The organism is Antricoccus suffuscus (assembly GCF_003003235.1).
Taxonomy (GTDB): Bacteria; Actinomycetota; Actinomycetes; order Mycobacteriales; family Antricoccaceae; genus Antricoccus; species Antricoccus suffuscus.
This window is the reverse complement of record NZ_PVUE01000006.1, coordinates 1-21,638: the sequence shown is the minus strand read 5'-3', so window position 1 is coordinate 21,638 and position 21,638 is coordinate 1. Positions and strand designations below refer to the sequence as shown.

Genomic DNA, 21,638 nt, shown 5'->3' with positions numbered 1-21,638 from the left:
TCCGATGGCCCCATTGACACGGCGAATTTTTGGGATCGAGACCGAATACGGTGTGACCTGCACCTTTCGCGGGCAACGCCGGCTGTCCCCAGACGAGGTCGCGCGATATCTGTTCCGACGCGTCGTGGCTTGGGGCCGTTCGTCCAACGTCTTTCTACGCAATGGCTCGCGCCTCTACCTCGATGTGGGATCCCATCCCGAATACGCGACGGCCGAGTGCGACAACCTATTTGAACTCGTCGCGCACGACCGAGCGGGTGAGCGCATCCTCGAGGGGCTGCTCGTCGACGCGGAAGAGCGCCTGCACAACGAGGGCATCGCCGGGCAGATCTATCTGTTCAAAAACAACACCGACTCAGCCGGCAACTCTTATGGCTGTCACGAAAACTTCCTGATTACCCGCCACGGCCGGTTCTCCGACGTCGCGGAAGTGCTGGTGCCGTTCCTGATCAGCCGGCAGCTGATCTGTGGCGCCGGCAAGGTACTCCAGACTCCGCGGGGCGCGAAATACTGCCTCAGTCAACGCGCCGAGCACGTATGGGAGGGAGTATCGAGCGCGACGACTCGTTCGCGTCCGATCATCAACACCCGCGACGAGCCGCATGCCGACGCCGAGCTCTACCGGCGGCTGCATGTCATCGTCGGCGACTCCAACATGAGCGAGACCACCACGTTGCTCAAGGTGGCCAGCGCCGACCTGGTCCTACGTATGCTCGAAAACGGCGCGCGCACGCCGGACTTCGTCATGGAAAATCCCATTCGCGCGATTCGCGATATTTCGCACGACCTCACCGGTCGGCAGAAGGTACGCCTCGTCAACGGCAAGACGGTCTCCGCGCTACAGATGCAGACGGAGTACCTCGAGTGCGCGAAGGAATTCGTCGCCAATCACGAGGCCGACCAGGCGCATCTTGTCGCGATCGACCTGTGGGAACGCGCGATCAAGGCGGTCGAGAGTGGTGATCATTCGCTGATCGAGCGCACGGTCGACTGGGCGATCAAGAAGCGGCTCATCGACCGCTACATGGCGCGGCACGACCTGGAGCTGGGCGATCCGCGAGTCGCGCAGATCGATCTGGCCTACCATGACATCCGGCGCGGCCGCGGGTTGTTCTACCTCATGCAGGCCGGCGGCACCGTCGATCGGATCACGAGCGATATCGAGACATTCGCGGCCAAGTCCATCCCGCCGCAGACCACTCGCGCCAAGCTACGCGGCGACTTCGTGCGCAAGGCACAGGACCACCGCCGCGACTTCACCGTTGACTGGGTGCACCTTAAACTCAACGACCAGGCTCAGCGCACCGTCCTGTGCCGTGACCCGTTCAAGTCCGTCGACGAACGCGTCGAACGCCTCATCGACAGCATCGGCTAATTAGTCTCGCGGGTGGAGCGAAGCGAGGTACGAGCGGACCGAAACCTCGTACGCCGGAAGCGCCCGCAGCCGTGGTTGCGTTCAAAGCAGGCCGAATTCAGCACATCGATCGTACAAATGTATCGTTCGACAGCAAGACTTCGTCATCGGCGCTGCGGAACCATACATTTGTGTGCAATAACTACGTCGAAGCGTTTCTAACTACGACCAAGCGTTTCGTGGCAGAGCGCGGAGGCTCCGGTCGGGGGTGAAGCGTGTTAGGCCGTGGTGAGCGCTGTCGCGGCGAAGCGGCCGGCGGCGGCGTTGGTGAGGAAGTAGGCGTAGTCCTCGTCAAGTGTTCGGCCCATTGTGGACAGGCGCACCGGACTCGTCCGCAGCGCCTCATCCAGCCCGGACGTGTCGACTCGCTCCAGAACCGCCCGATCGGGTCGATCCGCCAGGTCGCTGGCCACCGACCGAGCGAGCTCATCCGGAAGACTGTCAGGCAACGGAATGCGGACCGGACCCAACCCGACCTTGAAGAATGCCGTAGTCGAGTGATGCGAGACGCCGACGTGGCGACCACGCGGGTCCGCGTCGGAGATCCGCAGCGCACCAATCGGAAGGCCGCCCAGTGCGTTGACCGCATTGATCGCCTCACCAGCGGCGACGCCAGAAAATCCCCAGGGCGTACCGGTGCCGAGGTTCCCGGGACCCTGCGCCACGATGGCGATATCGGCGCCGACCACATGTTTCGCAGCGAGCAGCCCGCTGTGGATTGAGACGGCCTCGTGGTCGCCGCCCATCGCCTGCCCGACGGTGATCGTCGCCGCGAGACGGTCTCCGAGATCGGCGACCGTGCGCGAGAACCAGGCCGGCAAGGCGCCGCCGTCGGTCCAGACGTAGGCGACCTTAAGTCCGGCGGACGTCGCCTGGATGCCTGCGAGAATGGCCGGCAGCGCAGAGTGCAGATCGGCCACCACCACGGGCATCAGCCCAATGTGCGTGGCGCCCGCGATTGTGTCGTGATGAGGCGAGTCCTGCTCGTCGACACCGAGAACCGTGGCCTGCAGCGGCGTATAACGAGCCTTGACTAAATGCCCCAGTCCCTCGCGGTCGTCCGGTAACCGGTCGAGGTTGGCGATCACGACGGCGTACCCGCCGGTGCCCAGACCTATTGCCAGTGCCGTCGTATTCAGAAGCACAGACTCACCGGCGCGCGGCGTACCGACCAGCGCGGGGTAGGCGATCGCGCGAGCGTCCTGGCGGTCCGGTTCACCCGCGACGCGACCCTCGATCTCCACATCGAGCTCGACGGCGCCGCGCCACCGTTTGCGCTCGCGTACGACGACTCCGCGTCGCCATCGGATGAGCGAGTCTTCGGCTGGGGTCTGAGGATCGGTCGGCACGGCACGAGGCTACCGCGCCACTACATGCCGCGACGGCAATCGCCCATTAGGGTTGCAACGTGTCCTCTTCAAAGAACGAGCGCCTGCTCAATCTGCTGATCTGTCTGCTGTCGACGAAACAGTTCATTTCCGCCGAACGAATCCGCCGCGCCGTGACGTCGTACGGCACTGACAGGTCCGAGAAAGGCACCGCTTCATTTCAGCGGATGTTCGAACGCGACAAGGACGAACTGCGCGAGCTCGGTGTGGAGATCGAGACCGGCCGCAACGGGTGGGGCGATGACACGGAGGGATATCGGATCGCGGGCGGCGACGCGAAACTGCCCGACATCAATCTCACCCAGGCCGAGTCGACGGCCGTCGGGATCGCTACTGAGCTATGGAAGGGCGCTCAGTTCGAGTCTGCATCGCGAGGCGCGCTGTTGAAGCTCAAGGCGGCCGGCTTGACGATGGACCGAGAAACGCTCGGGCACATCGAACCGCACATGCGCGCCGACGACGCCTCTTTTGATGCGATCCTGTCTGCCGTTGAAAAACGTACGGAGATCGAGTTCACCTATCGCGGCAGTAGCGACGCGCAACCGGCCGTGCGTCGGCTGCAACCGTGGGGACTGGCGTCTTGGAAGTTTCGCTGGTACGTCGTCGGCTTCGACCTTGATCGGGAGAAGGAACGCATCTTCCGGCTCTCGCGCATCGAGGGAGAGGTCAAGACGACCAGCAAACCGGGCGTCTTCGACCGCCCGGACGACCTTGACCTGCACAAGTCGATCGACTTCTACACGCCGACCGCAGACCAAGTGGCGACCATCCGAATCCATCGCGGCGACGCGGTCGGGCTACGCCGACTTACCGAAGGTCTCGAGCAGCCAACCGAGCCTGGCCTTGTATCCGTTCGCTACGACGACCTGCGCCGGCTAGCGACCCTGGTCGCGCCCTACGGCGCGGACGTCGAAGTCCTCGAGCCGCCCGAAGCGCGTCAAGCAGTCATCGACCGGCTCACCGCGCTCTACCAATGGTCGGAAGCTCGGCTCACCGCACGCAACGGAGGCCGTTCGTGACGTCCGTCGGAAATTCACAAACCCAACTGCGCCGCATGAGTCTGCTCGTGCCGTATGTGCAGACTCATGAGGGCGTCACTGTCCAGGAGCTCGCCGCCGAGTTCGATACCTCACCGGCCCAGATCCGTAAGGACCTCAAGGCGCTGTGGTTCTGCGGGCTCCCCGGCCAGGGGATGGGCGAGATGATCGAAGTCAGCTTCAACGGGGAGGTAGTTGACATCAGTTTCGATGCGGGTATCGACCGCCCGCTACAGTTGACACAGCAGGAGGCGACGGCGCTGATCGTCGCGCTGCGGGCGTTGACCGCGAGCCCGGAGCTAGTGGACAACGACTCTGTGACATCCGCACTGGACAAGATCGAGACCGCGGTGGGGGACCGGGCATCCACTTCCCGGGCAATCGCGGTAAGCGCCACGCCGACACCAGCCGTTGCGGCGGATGTCAAGAAGGCTCTTGAGTCCCGTCGCGCATTGGAAATCGACTATTACGTCGCGACGAGAGACGAGAAGACGACGCGGGTGGTCGACCCGGTCCGGATGGTCCGGGTCCCGGGCGGGGACTACCTACAAGCATGGTGCCGGCGCGCCGAAGACATGCGGACATTTCGGCTCGACCGGATCGACCGTGCGCTTGTTCTTGACGAGCCGGCCAGCCCACCAGAAGACGACCCCCGCGACCTGTCCGCGGGGGTCTACGAGCCAGGCCCGGACGACACCGTCGTGAGTCTGAAACTGAGTCTCGGCGGGCGCTGGCTCACCGACTACTACGAGCTGGAAAACGTCGAGTACGCCGATGACGGTACGACGTACGCGGAATTGCCGGTCGCCGAGGACGATGCCCTCGAACGCCTGCTCTGGCAGCTCGGGTCGGCCGGGGTCGCCGCGTTCATTGATCCGCACGTGCTCGAAGCGGCCCATCGCATCGGGGAGCGAAGCGGCGAGGCGCTCAACAACTACCGCTAAGTGCTGCGCCTCGCGTCGGCACCCACGAATGGTTAGGGTGAGCAGAATCATCAATCGGCATGAACTGGAGGCTCCGCGATGGCGAACGTCGAGAGCGTGCGCGGTCAGGTAGATATCGACGAACTCGGCACAGTGCTCATGCACGAGCATGTGTTCGTGCTCAGCGAAGAGATCCGCGAGAACTACCCCGACTACTGGGACGAGGATGTGCGCGTCGCGGATGCAGTTACCAAGCTGAAGGCGCTCAAAGAGCGCGGCGTCGATACCATCGTCGACCCGACCGTGATCGGCCTCGGACGTTATATCCCGCGGATCCAGCGGATCAACGAGCAGGTCGATATCAACATCATCGCCGCGACCGGGCTGTACACCTACAACGAGATTCCGTTCTTCCTGCAGTACGTCGGCCCCGAAACGATGTTCGGCGGCGACGACCCGATGATCGCGATGTTCGTCAAGGACATAACGGAAGGGATTGCCGGTACGTCGGTCAAGGCGGCGTTCCTCAAATGCGCAATTGAAGAACAGGGCCTGACCCCCGGCGTAGAGCGGGTAATGCGCGCGGTGGCGGCCGCGCACACCGAGACAGGGGCGCCGATCACGGTGCACACCAACCCGCATATCGGGTCTGGGCTGATCGTGCAGAAGATCTTCGCCGAGTGCGGTGTCGACCCGACGAAGGTCGTCATCGGTCACAGCGGAGACAGCGACAACCTGGACTACCTCACGAAACTTGTCGAGGCCGGCTCCTATGTAGGGATGGACCGCTTCGGACTCGACGTACTGCTGCCGTTCGAGCAGCGGGTCAACACGGTCGCCGAAATGTGTCGACGCGGGTACGCCGAGAAAATTGTTCTGGCCCACGATGCCTCGTGTTACATCGACTGGTTCCCGACCGACACCAAAGAAGCCGCCGTGCCCAACTGGCACTTCACCCATATCCACGACGACGTGCTGCCTGCGCTGCGCGAGCGGGGCGTGACCGAGGAACAGATCACCACGATGCTGGTCGACAACCCGCGCAACTACTTCACCGTCGGAGCTAAATAATGACGATCGAGGCACTGCCGCGCGGTGACAACCCGATCCGCAGCGAGGGCATCACCCGAGGCGCGGACGGCATCAGCCGGTACGACGACCTTCCCCAGTCGCTGGTGCATGTCCTGCGCCAGCACGCCGAGTCCACGCCCGACGCGGAAGCGATCGTGGAGGTCGGCGGAAGCCGGATTAGTTACGCCGACCTATGGCGACGCGCAAGCCGGGTCGCCGGGGGTCTTAAGGAAGCGGGTGTCACCTCGGGCGACCGCGCCGCGATCCTCACCCCGGCCGGCAACGACTGGGTGGTCGCATTCTTTGGCTGCCTGCTGGCCGGTGCCGTCGCCGTACCCATCAACACCCGGTTCGCCGAACCCGAAGTGCAGTACGTACTCGACGACTCCGGAGCGCGATTTGTGTTTCGGGCGGGAGAACCGCTGCCGGACGGCGAGCCCTACCTTGCGCCGGACCCGCAGCTGGACACGCTCGCGGCGATCTTCTACACCAGCGGCACAACCGGCGCACCGAAGGGGGCCCTCACCACGCATGAGGGATTCCTGTCTAACTGCGAAAACATGATCCGCGGCCTGAGCCTGCCTGCCGACGTCGGCGCGGACCTGCGCACGCTGATCTCGGTGCCGCTGTTTCACGTCACAGGGTGCAACAGCCAACTGCTCGTCACGATCTACACCGGGGGCACCAGTGTCATCCTGCCCGCATTGGACCTGGGCGTGCTGCTGGAGACGATCCCGTACGAACGGATCAACTTCCTCGTCACTGTTCCTGCGGTCTACCAACTGTTGATTGGGCACCCCCAGTTCGTCGACACCGACACCTCGCCCGTGCGGTGGATCGGATACGGCGGCGCACCCATTGCGCCGGACCTGGTGCATCGGATAAAGGCCGCGTTTCCACAGGCCGTCGTGGCCAACGGATTCGGAATGACCGAGTCCGCCTCGCTCATGACCACACTCCCGGACCGGTACGCCGCCGAGCACGCGGACTCGGTCGGATTCGTCGTCCCGGTCGACGACATCGCGCTGCACGAACCGGACCCCGACACGGGCGTGGGCGAGCTGTTGGTCAAGGGGCCCAACGTCACCGCGTCGTACTGGAACAAACCCGAACAGACCGCTGCGGCGTTCCTCGACGGCTGGTTGCGGACCGGCGATCTCGCCAGGGTCGATCCGTCGGGTCTGGTCTATATCGTCGACCGCGCGAAAGACTTGATCAACCGCGGCGGTGAAAACGTCTACAGTTTCGAGGTCGAAAACGCCCTCGCTGCGGCGCCCGGCATCGGCGAGGTCGCCGTCGTCGGCGTACCCGACGAGGTGATGGGGGAGAAGGTCGGCGCGGTCGTCGTACCAGCGCCCGGTTCGGCCGAAGACCCCGCCGCCATCGTCGCCTACCTCCAAGGCAAGATCGCGGACTTCAAGATCCCGCAGTACATCCAGTACCGCCGCGAACCACTGCCGCGCAATCCTGGCGGCAAGGTGGTCAAACCGGCACTGCGAGCAGAGCTCGGCGACAAGGAAAAGTGGGGAAAGCCGCTGCGCTGAGCGAATATGTCGTAACCACCTCTACACTGGCCGCATGGTGCTCTGGATCTGCATTGCGGTCGTGGTGGTGGCGCTGATCGTGCTCGCCATCCTGGTGTTCGATGTGTTGGGCCACCTCAAACGGCTACAAAAGGCGGTCAAGGTCGCCCAAGACGACACGGCGCCGTATGTCGCGGTGCTCATGTCGTTGGCCAACGTTGCGCGGCCCACGGTCGCGAAACATCAGACCGTGAACGAATCCCACCTGGACGTTCTCGCCGGACATACTGCGAACGAACACACAGGACGTACACTCGAAACAACGTCCTAGTTGGAGGAACTGCCATGAACCTCGGCGCCCCCGAGATCATCATCATTGCGATCGTAATTTTTGCGCTGTTCGGATACAAGAAACTGCCCGACGCGACTCGTGCGATCGGCCGATCTCTGCGCATCTTCAAGGGCGAGATGAAGGGCTTTAAGGAAGACGACGTCGTCACCAAGGCTGAGGCGCAGACCGTGCGTTCGCCGCTGGCGCCGGCCACGCCGTCATACACCGAGCAGCCGCCAGCCCAGCCGACCTACACAGCACAGCCGCCAGCCCAGCCGGCCTACACAGAAGCACAGCCCGCCCAGCCGTCGGCGCAACCTATGGCTCAGCCAACCGCTCCTCAGCAAGCCGCACCGGCTCCGGCTACACCGGCGGCTCAGCCCGCCCCCTACGTCGCACCTGCGCAGCAGCCCGCCTCGACGCCGTCAGCGGCAGCGGAGCCGGCCCCGGCGTACGACCCGCAGACCCAGCCTCGCGGCTAACGACCGATAGCCCGGACGTTTACGCCCCGTGCCGTCTCTCCCGTCCGCATCGCCGAGTCCTCCATTGCCGTCGCCGCCCGAAAAACGTAAGAAGACGAAGAGCCCTGAGCGCTCGATGACGCTCATCGAGCATCTGCGCGAGTTGCGGTCCCGGATCTTCAAGGCGCTCATCTTCATCGTGATTGGCGCGGCCATCGGATTTTGGTGGTATTCGCACGGGCTGCTCCAGTTCCTCCAAAACCCCTACTGTGACCTCCCGGCGAGCATGCGCCTCACGGACGGCACCGGCGGCTGCAAGCTATTGTTCTTCAATCCCACGGACGGCCTGGTCCTTCGCCTCAAAATCAGCTTCATGACCGGCATGGTCATCTCGGCACCGTTCTGGCTCTATGAGTTGTGGGCGTTTGTGACACCTGGCCTGCACAAGAACGAACGCCGGTGGGCGGTGTCCTTCGTGGGCGTCTCCTCGTTCTTGTTCGCGCTGGGCACCGCCTGCGCCTACTTGACGCTCAAGGCCGGACTGCGGGTGCTCGTCGGGCTGGCCGGGCCAGACGTCACAGCGGCGCTGTCGGCGCCGGAGTACCTCAACTTCGTGATCATCCTGCTTATCGTGTTCGGCGTCAGTTTCGAGCTTCCATTACTGATGGTGATGCTCAACCTCGTCGGTGTCCTTAAGTACGACCTACTGAAGAAGTCGCGTCGCTGGCTGATCTTCCTGACGTTCGTGTTCGCCGCAGTCATCACGCCGAGCCAAGACCCGTTCTCTATGCTCGCGATGGCGATCCCGATGGCGATCTTGTTTGAGTGCGCAATCCAGTTCGCGCGCGTCCACGACAAGCGAGTGGCGCGCCGACAGATGGCGCAAGGGTTCGAAGACATCCCCGACGATGAACCGTCCCCGCTGAATCCGGAGGAGTAATCCCGCGATACGGCCTATTGGCGCAGCGTCACTGGTAGAACCACGTAGGCTCGGATGCATGGACAGTCCCGCACAGGCGTATTCCGCTGCGAAGGACCGAAGCAAGTACAGCCAGCTCGCGCAGTTCAGGTCGGAGCTCCCGTTCGATCTCGATGATTTTCAGACCGCTGGCTGTCGCGCCCTCGAAGACGGCCTCGGTGTGCTCGTGTGCGCACCGACCGGCGCGGGCAAGACGATCGTGGGGGAGTTCGCCGTACACCTGGCGATGGCACAGGGTCTCGGCTGCGCATACACCACACCGATCAAGGCGCTGTCGAACCAGAAGTACGCCGATCTCGTGACGAGGTACGGCGCCGAGAAGGTCGGGTTACTCACTGGCGACAACTCGATCAACCCGCATGCGCCGATACTCGTGATGACGACCGAGGTGCTGCGCAACATGCTGTACGTCGGCTCCAGCACCCTCGACGATCTCGGCTTCGTGGTGATGGACGAGGTGCATTACCTGGCCGACCGGTTCCGCGGCGCGGTCTGGGAAGAGGTGATCATCCATCTCGACGCGAAGGTGCAGCTCGTCTCGTTGTCCGCGACGGTGAGCAACGCCGAGGAGTTCGGTGAGTGGCTGGTTACGGTGCGCGGTGACACGGCCGTCGTCGTCAGTGACTACCGTCCGGTGCCGCTGTGGCAGCACATGATGGTCGGCAACAAGATCTACGACCTGCTCGACACCGAGGCCGAGCATCGGCCGGGCGCCGCCCAGAAGAAGTCCGGCGCTAACAGGGTATTGGTTCGGGTCGCGCGCGAGCAGGCGATGCGCGTCGAGCGCCGGCGCCACACACGAGAGAAATGGCGTCCACCGCGGCGATCGGACATCGTCGACCGGCTCGATCGCGGTGCCCTGCTGCCGGCGATCTACTTCATTTTCAGCCGGGTCGGCTGCGACGCCGCGGTCGAACAGTGCCTGCGCTCTGGCATTCGCCTGATAGACGACGAGGACCGCGAAGAGGTTCGGCGAATCGTCACCGGCCGCACCCAAAGCCTGTCTGACGCGGACCTGCAAGTGCTCGGCTACTGGGAATGGCTCGACGGGCTGGAGCGCGGCGTGGCCGCTCACCATGCGGGACTGATCCCGATCTTCAAGGAGACGGTCGAAGAGCTGTTTCTTCGTGGGCTGTGCAAGGTCGTGTTCGCGACTGAAACACTCGCGCTTGGCATCAACATGCCGGCCCGCACCGTCGTATTGGAACGCATGGTGAAGTACAACGGTGAGTCGCACAACCGCCTCACGCCTGGCGAATTCACCCAGTTGACCGGGCGCGCCGGCAGGCGCGGGATCGACGTCGAGGGGCACGCCGTCGTCATTTGGGGTCCAGACCTCGACCCCAACGACGTCGCCGGGCTGGCGACGACCCGCACATTTCCGCTCCGATCGTCGTTTCGACCGTCGTACAACATGGCCGTCAACCTCGTCCGCCAGATCGGTCGGGAGGAGGGACGGCATCTGCTCGAGCAGTCCTTCGCCCAGTTTCAGGCCGACCGCGCGGTCGTCGGACTGGTCAAGCAGCGCGATCAGGCCGCGCGCGAGGCGCGTGAGGTCACCGACAAGATCACCTGCAGCCGCGGATCGGTCGAGCAGTACGCCGACCTGCGGCGCGCGCTGAGCGATCTTGAAAAGGGCGCCGCGAAGTCCCGCTCGGCCGGTCGCCGCGATCGGGTCGAATCGTCGGTCGCGGCGCTGCGTCGCGGTGACATCATCGTCGTACCGAGCGGGCGGCACCGTGGGCCAGCGGTCGTCCTCGAGTCGGTGTCGACGTCGGACGAGCCGCGGCTTGTCGTGCTGACGGCCGGAAAATGGGCCGGCCGGGTGCCGATGCGCGACTTCCACGACGCGGTCATTCCCGTCGGGCGGATGAAGGTCAACAAGTCCTTCGCGCATCGGTCTGCTCAGGCGCGACGTGATTTGGCCGCGAACCTCGCCAACGTCACCCGTGACCTTCCGTTGAAGGGCGCTCGGATCGGTCGCGGGGCCGACCCGGTCGATGAGCAAGTCCACGAGCTGCGCGCGCAGATTAAGGCGCACCCCGTCCATGAGTGCACCGACCGCGACCGGCACGTGCGCGAATTCGAGAACGCTCGGCACGCCTTGCGTCGGGCCGAGACACTCACCGCCCGCGTCCAAGGACGTACGACGTCGCTCGGGCGCACCTTCGACAGCATCTGCACCGTACTCGAGACTCTCGGCTACCTGGAGGCCGACGGATCGGAATTTGTCGTCACCGACGATGGCGCATTGCTTTCTCGGCTGTGGAGCGAATCAGACCTGCTTGCGGCGGACTGTCTGCGCCGCGGACTTTGGGACGAGCTGACCGCGCCGGAACTCGCTGGCGTCGTCTCGGCTCTGCTGTATGAAAGCCGTTCCGGGGAACGGTTCGAGACCCATACGGTGCCGGTCGGATCCAAAGCCGTGCGCGCCGTACTCCAAGCCACGCATGACGTATGGGCCCAGATCAGCGAGTCCGCGGGGCAAGCGAATGCGCCGCTCATCCGTGAACCTGACCACGGATTCGCGCTCGCGGCGTACCGATGGACTGTGGGGGACAGCCTCGAACAAGTACTGCGCAACCTGCGCGGCGCGGGTGTGGAACTGTCGCCTGGAGATTTCGTTCGTTGGTGTCGGCAGGTCATCGACATGCTTGGTCAGATCGCACGGCTACCAACTGATGCCGTCGATCCGTCCGTGACTCGCACCGCGCACGAGGCCGCGAGCCTCATGCGCCGCGGCGTACTGGCCGATTCAACCGGCGCTCTGCCAGCAGAACGGCTCGGGTATGTGACCGACGACAACTTGGGCGCGGCAGAATTCGCGGAAATCGATGCAACCAGAGGAAATGGTCTTACGTCGTAGCCACGGTGGTGCGGTATTAGGGGGCTAATCCGCACCACCACCCTAGAATTCCCGGGAGTTACCGTCCTGAAGTCATTTTAGGCGGTAGGTCACGAATAACGGGTCGGTCTGCAATACAGTAGAGGCCGCACCCAGACGGCCAGTTGAAAAAGGGGTAACACGATGACGTATCCGCCTAGCGGCGACGGCAACCAAAACGGTCAGCAGCCACCGCAGCAGCCGGGCACCGGCGGCGTACCGGCGCAGGGCCAGGCTCCTCACGACGGCTCGCAGCAGGGTCCGGCGACTGGAAGCACACCGTCCTACCCTGATAATCAGCAGCCATATCAGCCCGGCGGCGGCTACGACCAGGGTCAGCAGCCATATCAGCCCGGCGGCGGCTACGACCAGGGTCAGCAGCCATATCAGCCTGGCGGTTATGACCAAGGCCAACAGCCTGCCACCGGTGCGCAGCCATACGGTCAGCAGCCTTATGGACAACAGCCTTACGGGCAGCAGCCTTATGGACAGGCACCATCGACGGGCGCACAGCCGACCCCGCCGCCGGATCAGCAGTACGGCGCGCCTCAGACCGGTGGCTATGAGCAGCCTACCCAGGTGTACGGCGCCGGCCAGTATGGTCAGAGCGCGGATCCGTACGCCACCCAGCAGTACGGCCAGGACTACGGTCAGCCAGCGGACCCTTACGGCCAGCAGGGTTACGGCCAGCAGCAGGGCGATCCGTATGCCCAGCAGGGTTACGGCCAGCCCCAGGCCGACCCCTACGGCCAGCAGCAGGGCGGTTATGACCAGTACGGACAGCAGCCGGCGGCCGATCCTTATGGCCAGCAGCAGGGCGGCTATGACCAGTACGGACAGCCTGCGACCGCTGGCTACGGTCAGCAGGCCGGACCCCAGACCGGCTGGAACCAGCCGGCCGCCCCCAAGAAGAGCAACAAGGGCCTCATCATTGGCATTGTCGCCGTCGTAATCCTTGCGCTCGGCGGCGTCGGCACCTGGCTTGCCCTCGGTCCACTCAGCACGAAGGTCCTTGACAAGAGCGCCGTTGCCTCCGATGTCACCGCGCAGTACAACGATCAGTACCAGACGAAACTCAGTGGCTTCAAGTGCGACAAAGACCAGTTGAAGGTCGAAAAGGGCGCTGAGTACAAGTGCCATGCAAAGGCAGATGGTGGTGACAACGTCGACATCACGATCACGGTGACCAACGCCGACAACGGCGACTACACCTGGAAAGACGACCACCAGTAACTAACCACAGCCGCACTCTCGGGGCCGGTCAAGTCGCATCCGGGCGACTAGATCGGCCCCGATTGCGTGGGCGGCCGGTCAGAAGGTCCGTGTTGAAGCGCATCGGCGATCCGGCGTAGCGACGACTCGATACCCCAGGTCCGCCCCAGGACGCCGAGGGCTTCAGGGTCCGCTGGTTTCGTAGGCAACGTCGGGTCGATGTCGATTGTCAGGTCGCCGCGCACCTCGACCACACGGTTGGCGACGTCGAGGTAATCGCTCGACGCGATGAGGTTCTCGCGCTGTTTCGGTTTCAACGGTCCTTTGTCGGCCGGGTCGGCGGCGGCCGCCCGAATCGCAGCAAGGTCGCCGTACGCCTCGATCAGCCGCGCAGCAGTCTTTTCGCCGATCCCGGGTACGCCGGGCAGCCCGTCGGACGGATCGCCACGCATGACCGCGAAGTCGACGTACTGGTCACCTCGTACGCCGTACTTCGCGACCAGGTCGGGATTAGTGAGAACCTCGAGGTTGGACATACCCCGTGCCGTGTAGACCACGCGCACGCCTCGATCGTCGTCGACCAACTGGAACAGGTCCCGATCGCCGGTGACGGCCTCGATCGGTCCGGGCAACGTCTGCGCGAGCGTGCCGATGACGTCGTCGGCTTCGAAGCCTTCGACGCCTACCGTGCAGATCCCGAGTGCGGCAAGGGTTTCGATGATGACCGGCACTTGCGGGGAGAGATCGTCGGGCACTTCCTCGGCGCCATCGGAGCCGTCCTCGGCGACACGATGCGCTTTGTACGACGGAATCGCCTCGACCCGAAACGCCGGCCGCCAGTCGTAGTCGAGACACGCGACGAGCCCATCGGGCCGGCGGTCGCTGACCAACCGCGCGATCATGTCGAGGAATCCGCGGATCGCGTTGTTGGGCGCGCCGTTCGGCCCCTTCAACGTGTCGGGTACGCCGTAGTACGCGCGGAAGTAGAGGCTAGCGCTATCGAGCAGCATCGTGGTCACCGTGCCACTGTATTCACCGGTGAGGCTGGTGTCACCGACGACGCAGCCTGGCGCTCTCAATTCACCCCGAGGCAGGTGTCACTGGCGCCGTAATGTGGCACGCTCATTACATGACGCTCGCACCGGATAGCCCTGAAGAAATTCGTGCCCGGCTCGACAAGGTGGCACGCCTAGTCGCCGAATCCGCAGCCGACGCCGTCGTCCTGACTCCGGGCGCCGACCTTCGCTATCTCACGGGGTACGACGCGATGCTCAGCGAGCGGCTGACCTGCCTCGTCGTACCGGCGTCCGGGACGCCAATGCTCATCGCGCCGACGCTGGAAAAATCCCTTGCCGCCGCGAGCGTGGCCGCGGGGCTCGGTGTCGAGGTACGAGGGTGGGACGAGACCGACAACCCGTCCGACATGGTGGTGGACCTGGTCCCGCGGCCCACCGATCGACCCCGCGCGATTGCCGTGGCAGACAGGATGTGGGCGCAGCACCTTTTCGGAATCCACTACGCCGCGCCCGACGCGAAGCTCACCAGCGCGGCGACGATCATGGCAGCGATGCGGATGGTCAAGTCTGAGGTCGAGGTCGAGGCTCTTGCGCGTGCCGGCGACGCGATTGACTCCGTGCATGCGCAGATGGGCGAACTTCTGAAAGTCGGTATGGCCGAGAGGCAGGTCGCTCATGAGATCGCGGCGGCGATCCGGGCCAGCGGTCACGCCACCGTCGACTTCACGATCGTCGGTTCGGGGCCCAACGGCGCAAGCCCGCACCACGAGTACGCCGATCGGGTCATCAGTGCCGGGGACGTCGTGGTCGTCGACATCGGCGGGACCATGCCGGACGGCTATTGCTCCGACAGCACCCGCACCTACGTCGTTGGTGGTGAGCCGACCAAAGAGGTGAGCGAGTTCTACGACGTACTGCAGTCCGCACAAGAAGCCGCCGTACAGTTCGTCCGGCCCGGCGTGACCGCTGAAGAGATCGACGCGACGGCCCGCGAAATCATTACCACGGCCGGTCACGGTGAGCACTTCTTGCACCGCACCGGACACGGGATCGGGCTTGAGGTGCACGAGCATCCTTACATTGTCGAAGGCAACGATCGGACGATCGAGGCGGGAATGGCATTTTCTATCGAGCCCGGCATCTACCTGGAGGGTCGGTACGGCGCCCGGATCGAGGACATCGTCGTGTGCACCGACGACTCGGTACGACGACTCAACAACCGTGATCACGCCCTCGTCGCCCTGCCGGGGTAGATGTTTCGAACCGATCCGGTCGGGCAGGTCACCTGGTGATGCGACATCATCGGGAGATGCCCGCGCATTCCCCGAGCATCCTGTTCCACAACGGACGGATCGACGAACCGAGTACGACGACGCCTTCGACAGCCTTGCTGATTGAGGGCGATTCCATTGGCTGGGTCGGTAGCGAGGACGACGCTCCACGGCACGTGGCCGACCGTGTCGTCGACCTAGGCGGCCGGCTCGTCACGCCGGCGTTCGTCGACAGTCACGTGCACGCGACCGGCACCGGTCAGTCGATCCTCGGCCTGGACCTCACGGCGGCCCGGTCCAAGGCCGAGGCGTTACACATGGTCGCGACTTACTGCGAGTCGGCGGACACCGACTCCGTGCTGACCGGTCAAGGCTGGGACGAAACGCAGTGGCCGGAAAACGAGCCGCCGACGCTTGCCGAGCTCGACGCCGCGTGCGGTGACCGGCAGATCTACCTGACTCGGATCGACGCGCACTCGGGACTGGTCTCTTCTCGTCTCCGAGACCGTGTCGCTGGCGTTCACGGAGCGCTGGGTGCGCCGGAGGAAGCCGGCAGCGCGCATCTGCGACTGGCGGCGTACACCCTCGTGCACCAGTACGCCGGCGAACAGCTCACCAGCACGCAACGAACTGCTGCGCAGCGGGCGACACTTGATCGGTGCGCACAGCTCGGGATTGGCCTGATCGTCGAGATGGCGGGCCCGACCATATCTGGTGAGGCCGACATGGAGGCGCTGCTGCGACTCGCGGATTCGCCGGACACCATCGACGCCGCGGCCTACTGGGGAGAACTAGGGCGGACCGACATCGTCACCGAACTCGGACTGGCCGGCGCAGGTGGCGACCTCTTCTGTGACGGTGCAATCGGCTCACACACTGCCGCACTATCCACGCCGTACGCCGACGACGCCGGCACGGGGCATCTATGGCTGTCGAAAGAACAGGTTGCCAGTCACGTGCGCGCATGCACGCTCGCGGGCATTCAAGCCGGATTTCACGCCATCGGGGACGTCGCGGTGGGTGCGGTGATCGACGGCATCAGTGAGGTCGCGAACGAGCTGGGGGAGGCAGCGGTACGCGGGCTGTCGCACCGGATTGAACACTGCGAGATGGTGACGGGCGCGCAGATCACGACGATGTCCAGGCTCGGTCTGGTCGCCTCTATGCAGCCCATGTTCGACCGGGCATGGGGCGGCGATGACTCGATGTACCGCCAGCGGCTTGGCGAGCGTTCCGCGTTACTCAACCCGATCGCCACCTTGCGCGCGGCCGGCGTACCGCTGGCGTTCGGCTCGGATGCTCCGGTCACACCACTCGACCCGTGGGCCTCGGTGCAGGCGGCAGTATTTCACCGCACGCACGATCAACGGATCTCGGCCCGCGCGGCGTTCTCGGCTATGACCCGCGGCGGGTGGCGGGCGTTGCGCCGCGACGGCGGTGCGGGGACTCTGCGAACTGGGGCTCCCGCATACGTCGCGGTCTGGGATACCGAGGGCATCGTTTTGCCTACGGCGGAGGGTTTCGCCGCACCGACCTGCGCGGCAACGATTGCCGGCGGACGCGTCGTACACAACACCGGCTTGATCCCTAACTGAGCAACGCGCATACACGAAGCGTGAGACGATGGGTCGTTCGACCAACGACCGTTCCCGTTGGCCGATTGTCAACTTCTGCAGCTCGAGGAAAGGCAGCTTAGTGCGGCGTTTCATTGTCGCGATCGTCGTCGCGGTTGCCGGCGGGTTGCTGATGGCGTTGTCCTTTCCTCCGGCGGGTGCGTTGCGTCCGCTGGCGGTTGCCGGCCCGCTCTTGCTGGCACTGTCGGTGCGTGGTCTGCGTGCCCGTACGGCGTACCTCGTTGCGTTCGTGTTCGGTATGGCGTTTTTCGTGCCGCATATCGCGTGGGCGGGGGAGTTCCTCGGCTGGCTGCCGTGGACAGCGCTGGCGGTGTATCAATCGGTGTTCGTCGGCTTCCTCGGACCGGCACTGGTGGCGATCTTCCGGCTCCGTGTCTGGCCTGTCTGGGCTGCTTGCGCCTGGGTCGGGATGGAGGCGCTGCGTTCCCGCTACTTGTTTGGTGGGTTCCCGTGGGGTCGGCTCGGCTTCAGTCAGGACGCGGGGCCGTTCACTCCTTGGGTCGCGTACGGCGGCATACCTCTGCTGTCGGCGATGGTCGCCCTGTGTGGGTTTCTGCTTGCCGAAGCATGGATTCGTGCGCAGGCGGGTTTCCGCTCGACAAGGCGACCGAATTGGCGCACGACATTCACCCGGCCGGTGCTGGTCGTAGCCGGCTGCGCGTTGCTCATCCCGCTGCTCGGTTCGCTCGGCTGGCTCACGATCAACAGTGGCAGCGATTCCAAAGTGCCGACCACTGTCGTCGCGGTTATCCAGGGCAACGTGCCGCGTGAAGGGCTCGAGTTCAACGCGCAGCGCCGCGCCGTACTCGATAATCACGTCAAGGAGACCTTCAAACTGGCCGCCGATATCGACTCGGGCAAGTCGCCGCAGCCGACCGTCGTACTGTGGCCCGAGAATTCGTCGGACATCGACCCGTTTGTGAATGAAGACGCGTCGACTGAGATTCAGGCGGCCGCCGATGCGGTCAATGCGCCGATTCTGGTCGGTGCCGTTGCTAATGGCCCAGGCGATCACCCGCTGAACATGGCCGTGATGTGGTGGCCTAGTAATGCCGCGAAGCCTGGTCCTGGGCAGAAGTACGTGAAGCGGCATCCGGCGCCGTTCGCCGAGTACATCCCGTACCGTTCGTTCTTCCGCAAGATCACCCCGATGGTCGATGAGGTGCGCGCGGACTTCCTCGCCGGAAAACGGGTGGGCACCTTTAACATCGCCCGGGACGGCGCGAAGCCGTTTGTGCTCGGCGACGTCATCTGCTTCGAGGTGGCGTACGACGGACTGGTCGCGGACACGGTCAGGGACGGCGCAAAGATCCTGACCGTACAGACCAACAATGCGACGTTTGGGCACACTAACGAGGCGGCACAGCAGTTCGCGATGAGCCGGCTGCGGGCAATCGAGTTTGATCGCACGGTCCTGTCGGCGTCAACCAGCGGAATCAGCGGCATCATCCTGCCGGACGGCACGGTCATCGACAAGTCGGGCCTGTACGAACCTGCAAAGTACGTCGGCACCGTGCCGCTGATGAGCACGACCACGGTCGCGGCCTGGGTCGGTCCGTGGCCGGAATACCTGATGTGTGTGGCCGCGCTGTGTGGGATCGTGATCGGATTTCTTCGGCGTCCACGCACCCGACGAAGGTCCCGCGAGAAGAGTGCCGATCCTGTCGAGATGACGGCTGCCGACGCGGTGGTGACGTGAGCGTTCCTGACCCGCGGACCGGAGGTCTCACTCCGATTGAGCGAATCCTGATCGTGATCCCGACGTACGACGAAGTTGGCAACCTCGAAGGAACCGTGGCCAGGGTGCGTCACGAGTTGCGTGCGGCCGACATCCTCATTGTGGACGACAACTCGCCGGACGGTACCGGTGCACTTGCCGACAACCTGAGTGCCGAGGACCGGCAAGTCCATGTCCTGCATCGGCAGGGCAAAGAAGGGCTCGGACGCGCCTACGTCGCGGGCTTCCACTGGGCGCTCGATCACGACTACACGATCATCGTGGAGATGGACGCAGACGGTTCGCATCAGCCCGAAGAACTACCCGCGCTACTGGCCGGCCTGCACGGCGTCGACGCGGTTGTCGGTGCCCGATGGGTGGCTGGCGGCGACGTACGTGACTGGTCAAGGTCGCGCGTATGGCTCTCACGCGCGGCCAACCGTTACGTGCGGATAATGCTGGCAATCGATCTCAACGATGCAACGTCCGGGTTTCGCGCCTACCGAGCCGGCGTACTGCGGACGGTGGATCTGACATCTGTGGAATCGACCGGCTACTGCTTCCAAATCGACGTGTCAAGACGAGTGGTGCGCGCTGGATTCACGGTGCGCGAAGTACCGATCACCTTTGTCGAACGTACCGTTGGAGACAGCAAAATGTCGGGCGGCGTCTTTTTCGAGTCGCTGGTCAACGTGACTCGCTGGGGCATCGCAGACCGTTTCACGCAGGTACGACGCGCGGTCTCACGATCCTTCAGACGCACCCCTAACACTGATTGATCGCAGCTCACTCGGCAGCCGAAATGTGGATACTCCTGGTCCTCCGCTGGTCGAACTTGCTCGCGAGTTGCCCTCGTTGGTGGAGAGAGCTAGGGACTTGCCCCGAGTGAGCGAAGCGAATCGATTCGGGGGATCCGAGACCCGTTAGCCGCGCATGTCTGTGCGCTGATTCGTGGTCGCGCCGGTCGCAGCGCTGGATGCCGATCAGGCGGATCGTGCAGATCACGCCGAGGTATGGAGTCACCTGGTTTAGGCGGCGGTTTTCTTCTTGTTGCGCGTGGTGCGGCGGGGTGGTGTTTTACGTCCTGGCGGGTAGGTGGTGTAGCGGCGGCCGGTGGGACTGGTCCAGTCGATACTCGCGTCGTCGTGGAGGACTAGTCGCCATCCGGTTTGGTGTTTCACTCGGTGGTGGAGTTCACACAGCGCGATCAGGTTCGTGTCGGCGGTCGGCCCGTTCGGGTATTCAATAACGTGGTCGAGGTGGCAGTACTCGGCTGTGCGGGCGCAGCCGGGGAAGCGGCACGTCACGTCCCGGGTGATGACGCGGCGGCGCATGTCTGCTGGTGGCCGGTAGCGGGTCTTCCCGACGTCGTAGACGATGCCGGTGACTGGGTCGTGAAGGACCCGGCGCCAGCGGGCGTCGGCGGCGAGGTGGCGGGCGAGGTCGGGGTCGACCGGTCCGATGCCGTCGATGATCGCGGCGTGCCGTTCATCGATGAGGTCACCGGCGCGCCACCGGGTCGTTCCGGTGTGTGGGCAGCTCGGATCACCGCCGCTGCTGCTTCGGACGTCGTTGGTGCTGGTGTCGACGGGATCTGACTGGTCGGGTGGGTGCGCGGTTTGGCTGGCGGTCTCGTCGATGTCCAGGCATGGCTGATCGCATCCGATGCTGTTACTACCGTCGCGGTCAGTGTCGTGAACCCCTGGGTCGGGTGGTCTGTTGTTCCGGTTATCCGGATTTGGCGGCTGGTCGCCGCGGTCGGGTGGGCTGTCGGTGTCTGGAGGCAGACTGCTCCCGTCGTCGTGTGCGTGGCTTCTGTTTGGGTCGGGGCTGGTGGTGCTGGTGTCGGGATTGGTGGCGTGGTCGCTGCCGGCGAGGAGGTCGACCGGGATCGTGACATCCAAATGCACCTCTGGTGGGGTGGGGATGGTGAGGTTGATGTGGGCGGCGAGTTGCCGGATCAGGTCCCAGAGTTCGGTGACTCGTTCGGCCTCTGCTGGGTCGATCAACGCGAACACGCCACGGTCGTCGGGGTCCCATAGGGCGCGGGTGAGTGGGTCCGCGTCGTCGTTGTCGGGGGTGTGCGGATCGGGTTGGGGTTCGTCTCGGTCGTCGAATATCGGTAGTGGTAGTGCGCGGTAGGGGTTCTGTTCGTCCGCGTCGAGATCCACCATGTCGGCGTCGGCCTCGATCTTGGTCTCGTTTTCGGTCTCGGCCTTGCTGTCGTTGCTACCGGCGTTGTTGTTGTTTCTCGTTGGTGCCTCGGTGTCGTGAGCGCGGTCGTCGGGTTGTCCGTGGCCGTAGTCCGCTGCCGGTTCGTCTTCGTCTCGCGGCGCCGGCCACGCCGGCGCGTCACTGTCGTTACCGGTGCCGCTGTCGGTACCGGTGCCGCTGTCTGTACCGGTCTCACTGTCTGTACCGGTCTCACTGTCGGTACCAGTCCCGCCGGGGGTGCAGTCATTGCCGTGGTCTGTGGCACTATCACCGCGACCGCCGCCGCCGGTTCGGTGGTCGCGGTACTGGCCGGTGTCGCCGGGTTCATTGTCCTGACCGCGACCGCGACCGCGACCGCGACCTCGACCGTCGTCGCCGTCGGTTCGGTGGTTCGTGGTTTTGGCGGGGTGGGTGTGGAATACCGCGGGTCCTAGCACGCAGGCCAGCAGCGCGTCGATACGGCGTTGCGCGTGGGTACGCGGATCATCGGCGTCGGCGGTGTCGGCCAGCGCGTCGAGGGCGAGGTCGAGCGCGCGTGCGTGGGGGAGGGGCAGGTCGCCGAG

At 64.5% G+C, this 21,638-nt stretch carries 16 protein-coding genes and 1 pseudogene; 14 read left to right on the top strand and 3 right to left on the bottom strand.

All coding sequences use genetic code 11. The annotated features are described in order from the left end of the window. Positions 1–4 precede the first annotated feature (4 nt). The gene (gene pafA / locus CLV47_RS08755) at positions 5–1,375 is read left to right on the top strand and encodes a Pup--protein ligase (protein WP_238145290.1); all 1,371 of its coding nucleotides are present in this window, start codon (positions 5–7) and stop codon (positions 1,373–1,375) included. 257 nt (positions 1,376–1,632) lie between these two features. Here pafA and CLV47_RS08750 read toward each other — a convergent pair whose 3' ends face one another. After that, the gene (locus CLV47_RS08750) at positions 1,633–2,763 is read right to left on the bottom strand and encodes a DUF3866 family protein (protein WP_106348658.1); all 1,131 of its coding nucleotides are present in this window, start codon (positions 2,761–2,763) and stop codon (positions 1,633–1,635) included. Positions 2,764–2,822: 59 nt separating this feature from the next. Here CLV47_RS08750 and CLV47_RS08745 point away from each other — a divergent pair, with 59 nt between their 5' ends. The 9 genes from CLV47_RS08745 (at position 2,823) to CLV47_RS08705 (ending at position 13,244) form a co-directional block, all read left to right on the top strand. Beyond that, entirely contained in the window at positions 2,823–3,821 is a 999-nt protein-coding gene (locus tag CLV47_RS08745) for a helix-turn-helix transcriptional regulator (RefSeq protein ID WP_106348657.1), read from the top strand. Positions 3,822–3,856: 35 nt separating this feature from the next. Further along, positions 3,857–4,783, top strand: coding sequence for a WYL domain-containing protein (locus tag CLV47_RS08740; protein ID WP_170111019.1), 927 nt, complete (start codon positions 3,857–3,859; stop codon positions 4,781–4,783). A 78-nt stretch (positions 4,784–4,861) separates the two neighbouring features. Then, a complete protein-coding gene (locus tag CLV47_RS08735) occupies positions 4,862–5,833 on the top strand; it encodes a phosphotriesterase family protein (RefSeq protein ID WP_106348655.1) in 972 nt (323 codons plus the stop codon). Continuing rightward, positions 5,833–7,377 carry a class I adenylate-forming enzyme family protein gene (locus CLV47_RS08730; protein WP_106348654.1) on the top strand — a complete coding sequence of 515 codons (1,545 nt, stop codon included), beginning with the start codon at positions 5,833–5,835 and terminating at the stop codon, positions 7,375–7,377. The genes CLV47_RS08735 and CLV47_RS08730 overlap by 1 nt, the downstream gene beginning before the upstream one ends. A 34-nt stretch (positions 7,378–7,411) precedes the next feature. Then, positions 7,412–7,687 carry a hypothetical protein gene (locus tag CLV47_RS08725; protein WP_106348653.1) on the top strand — a complete coding sequence of 92 codons (276 nt, stop codon included), beginning with the start codon at positions 7,412–7,414 and terminating at the stop codon, positions 7,685–7,687. Between the two features lie 14 nt (positions 7,688–7,701). Next, on the top strand, positions 7,702–8,169 hold the full coding sequence (locus CLV47_RS08720) for a twin-arginine translocase TatA/TatE family subunit (RefSeq protein ID WP_106348652.1): 468 nt from the start codon (positions 7,702–7,704) through the stop codon (positions 8,167–8,169). A 64-nt stretch (positions 8,170–8,233) separates the two neighbouring features. Then, positions 8,234–9,088: a twin-arginine translocase subunit TatC gene (gene tatC / locus CLV47_RS08715; protein WP_238145289.1), complete on the top strand. Its 855-nt coding sequence runs from the start codon at positions 8,234–8,236 to the stop codon at positions 9,086–9,088. Between the two features lie 58 nt (positions 9,089–9,146). Beyond that, positions 9,147–11,993 (top strand): DEAD/DEAH box helicase, encoded by a 2,847-nt coding sequence (locus CLV47_RS08710; RefSeq protein WP_106348650.1) that lies wholly within the window; start codon positions 9,147–9,149, stop codon positions 11,991–11,993. A gap of 162 nt (positions 11,994–12,155) precedes the next feature. Next, positions 12,156–13,244 carry a DUF4333 domain-containing protein gene (locus CLV47_RS08705; protein ID WP_106348649.1) on the top strand — a complete coding sequence of 363 codons (1,089 nt, stop codon included), beginning with the start codon at positions 12,156–12,158 and terminating at the stop codon, positions 13,242–13,244. 47 nt (positions 13,245–13,291) lie between these two features. Here CLV47_RS08705 and CLV47_RS08700 read toward each other — a convergent pair whose 3' ends face one another. Further along, complete coding sequence (locus CLV47_RS08700; RefSeq protein WP_106348828.1) at positions 13,292–14,233, bottom strand: 5'-3' exonuclease; 942 nt, start codon at positions 14,231–14,233, stop codon at positions 13,292–13,294. A gap of 119 nt (positions 14,234–14,352) precedes the next feature. Here CLV47_RS08700 and CLV47_RS08695 point away from each other — a divergent pair, with 119 nt between their 5' ends. The 4 genes from CLV47_RS08695 to CLV47_RS08680 all read left to right on the top strand — a co-directional run bounded on the left by CLV47_RS08695 (position 14,353) and on the right by CLV47_RS08680 (position 19,640). Beyond that, the gene (locus CLV47_RS08695) at positions 14,353–15,492 is read left to right on the top strand and encodes a M24 family metallopeptidase (RefSeq protein ID WP_106348648.1); all 1,140 of its coding nucleotides are present in this window, start codon (positions 14,353–14,355) and stop codon (positions 15,490–15,492) included. A gap of 56 nt (positions 15,493–15,548) precedes the next feature. Then, positions 15,549–17,105 carry an amidohydrolase gene (locus CLV47_RS08690; protein ID WP_170111010.1) on the top strand — a complete coding sequence of 519 codons (1,557 nt, stop codon included), beginning with the start codon at positions 15,549–15,551 and terminating at the stop codon, positions 17,103–17,105. Positions 17,106–17,205: 100 nt separating this feature from the next. Further along, entirely contained in the window at positions 17,206–18,843 is a 1,638-nt protein-coding gene (lnt, locus tag CLV47_RS08685; RefSeq protein ID WP_170111009.1) for an apolipoprotein N-acyltransferase, read from the top strand. Next, positions 18,840–19,640 carry a polyprenol monophosphomannose synthase gene (locus CLV47_RS08680; RefSeq protein ID WP_106348645.1) on the top strand — a complete coding sequence of 267 codons (801 nt, stop codon included), beginning with the start codon at positions 18,840–18,842 and terminating at the stop codon, positions 19,638–19,640. The genes lnt and CLV47_RS08680 overlap by 4 nt, the downstream gene beginning before the upstream one ends. Positions 19,641–19,889: 249 nt before the next feature. Here the strand turns inward: CLV47_RS08680 and CLV47_RS22015 are convergent. Continuing rightward, positions 19,890–21,638 (bottom strand): annotated as a pseudogene (locus CLV47_RS22015) (hypothetical protein); the annotation flags it as partial.

Bases quoted from the DNA above. Each gene is read 5' to 3' on its own strand.
- pafA (WP_238145290.1), top strand. From the start codon at position 5: ATGGCCCCATTGACACGGCGAATTTTTGGGATCGAGACCGAATACGGT.
- CLV47_RS08740 (WP_170111019.1), top strand. From the start codon at position 3,857: ATGAGTCTGCTCGTGCCGTATGTGCAGACTCATGAGGGCGTCACTGTC.
- CLV47_RS08735 (WP_106348655.1), top strand. From the start codon at position 4,862: ATGGCGAACGTCGAGAGCGTGCGCGGTCAGGTAGATATCGACGAACTC.
- CLV47_RS08730 (WP_106348654.1), top strand. From the start codon at position 5,833: ATGACGATCGAGGCACTGCCGCGCGGTGACAACCCGATCCGCAGCGAG.
- CLV47_RS08725 (WP_106348653.1), top strand. From the start codon at position 7,412: ATGGTGCTCTGGATCTGCATTGCGGTCGTGGTGGTGGCGCTGATCGTG.
- CLV47_RS08720 (WP_106348652.1), top strand. From the start codon at position 7,702: ATGAACCTCGGCGCCCCCGAGATCATCATCATTGCGATCGTAATTTTT.
- CLV47_RS08710 (WP_106348650.1), top strand. From the start codon at position 9,147: ATGGACAGTCCCGCACAGGCGTATTCCGCTGCGAAGGACCGAAGCAAG.
- CLV47_RS08705 (WP_106348649.1), top strand. From the start codon at position 12,156: ATGACGTATCCGCCTAGCGGCGACGGCAACCAAAACGGTCAGCAGCCA.
- CLV47_RS08700 (WP_106348828.1), bottom strand. From the start codon at position 14,233: ATGCTGCTCGATAGCGCTAGCCTCTACTTCCGCGCGTACTACGGCGTA.
- CLV47_RS08695 (WP_106348648.1), top strand. From the start codon at position 14,353: ATGACGCTCGCACCGGATAGCCCTGAAGAAATTCGTGCCCGGCTCGAC.
- CLV47_RS08690 (WP_170111010.1), top strand. From the start codon at position 15,549: ATGCCCGCGCATTCCCCGAGCATCCTGTTCCACAACGGACGGATCGAC.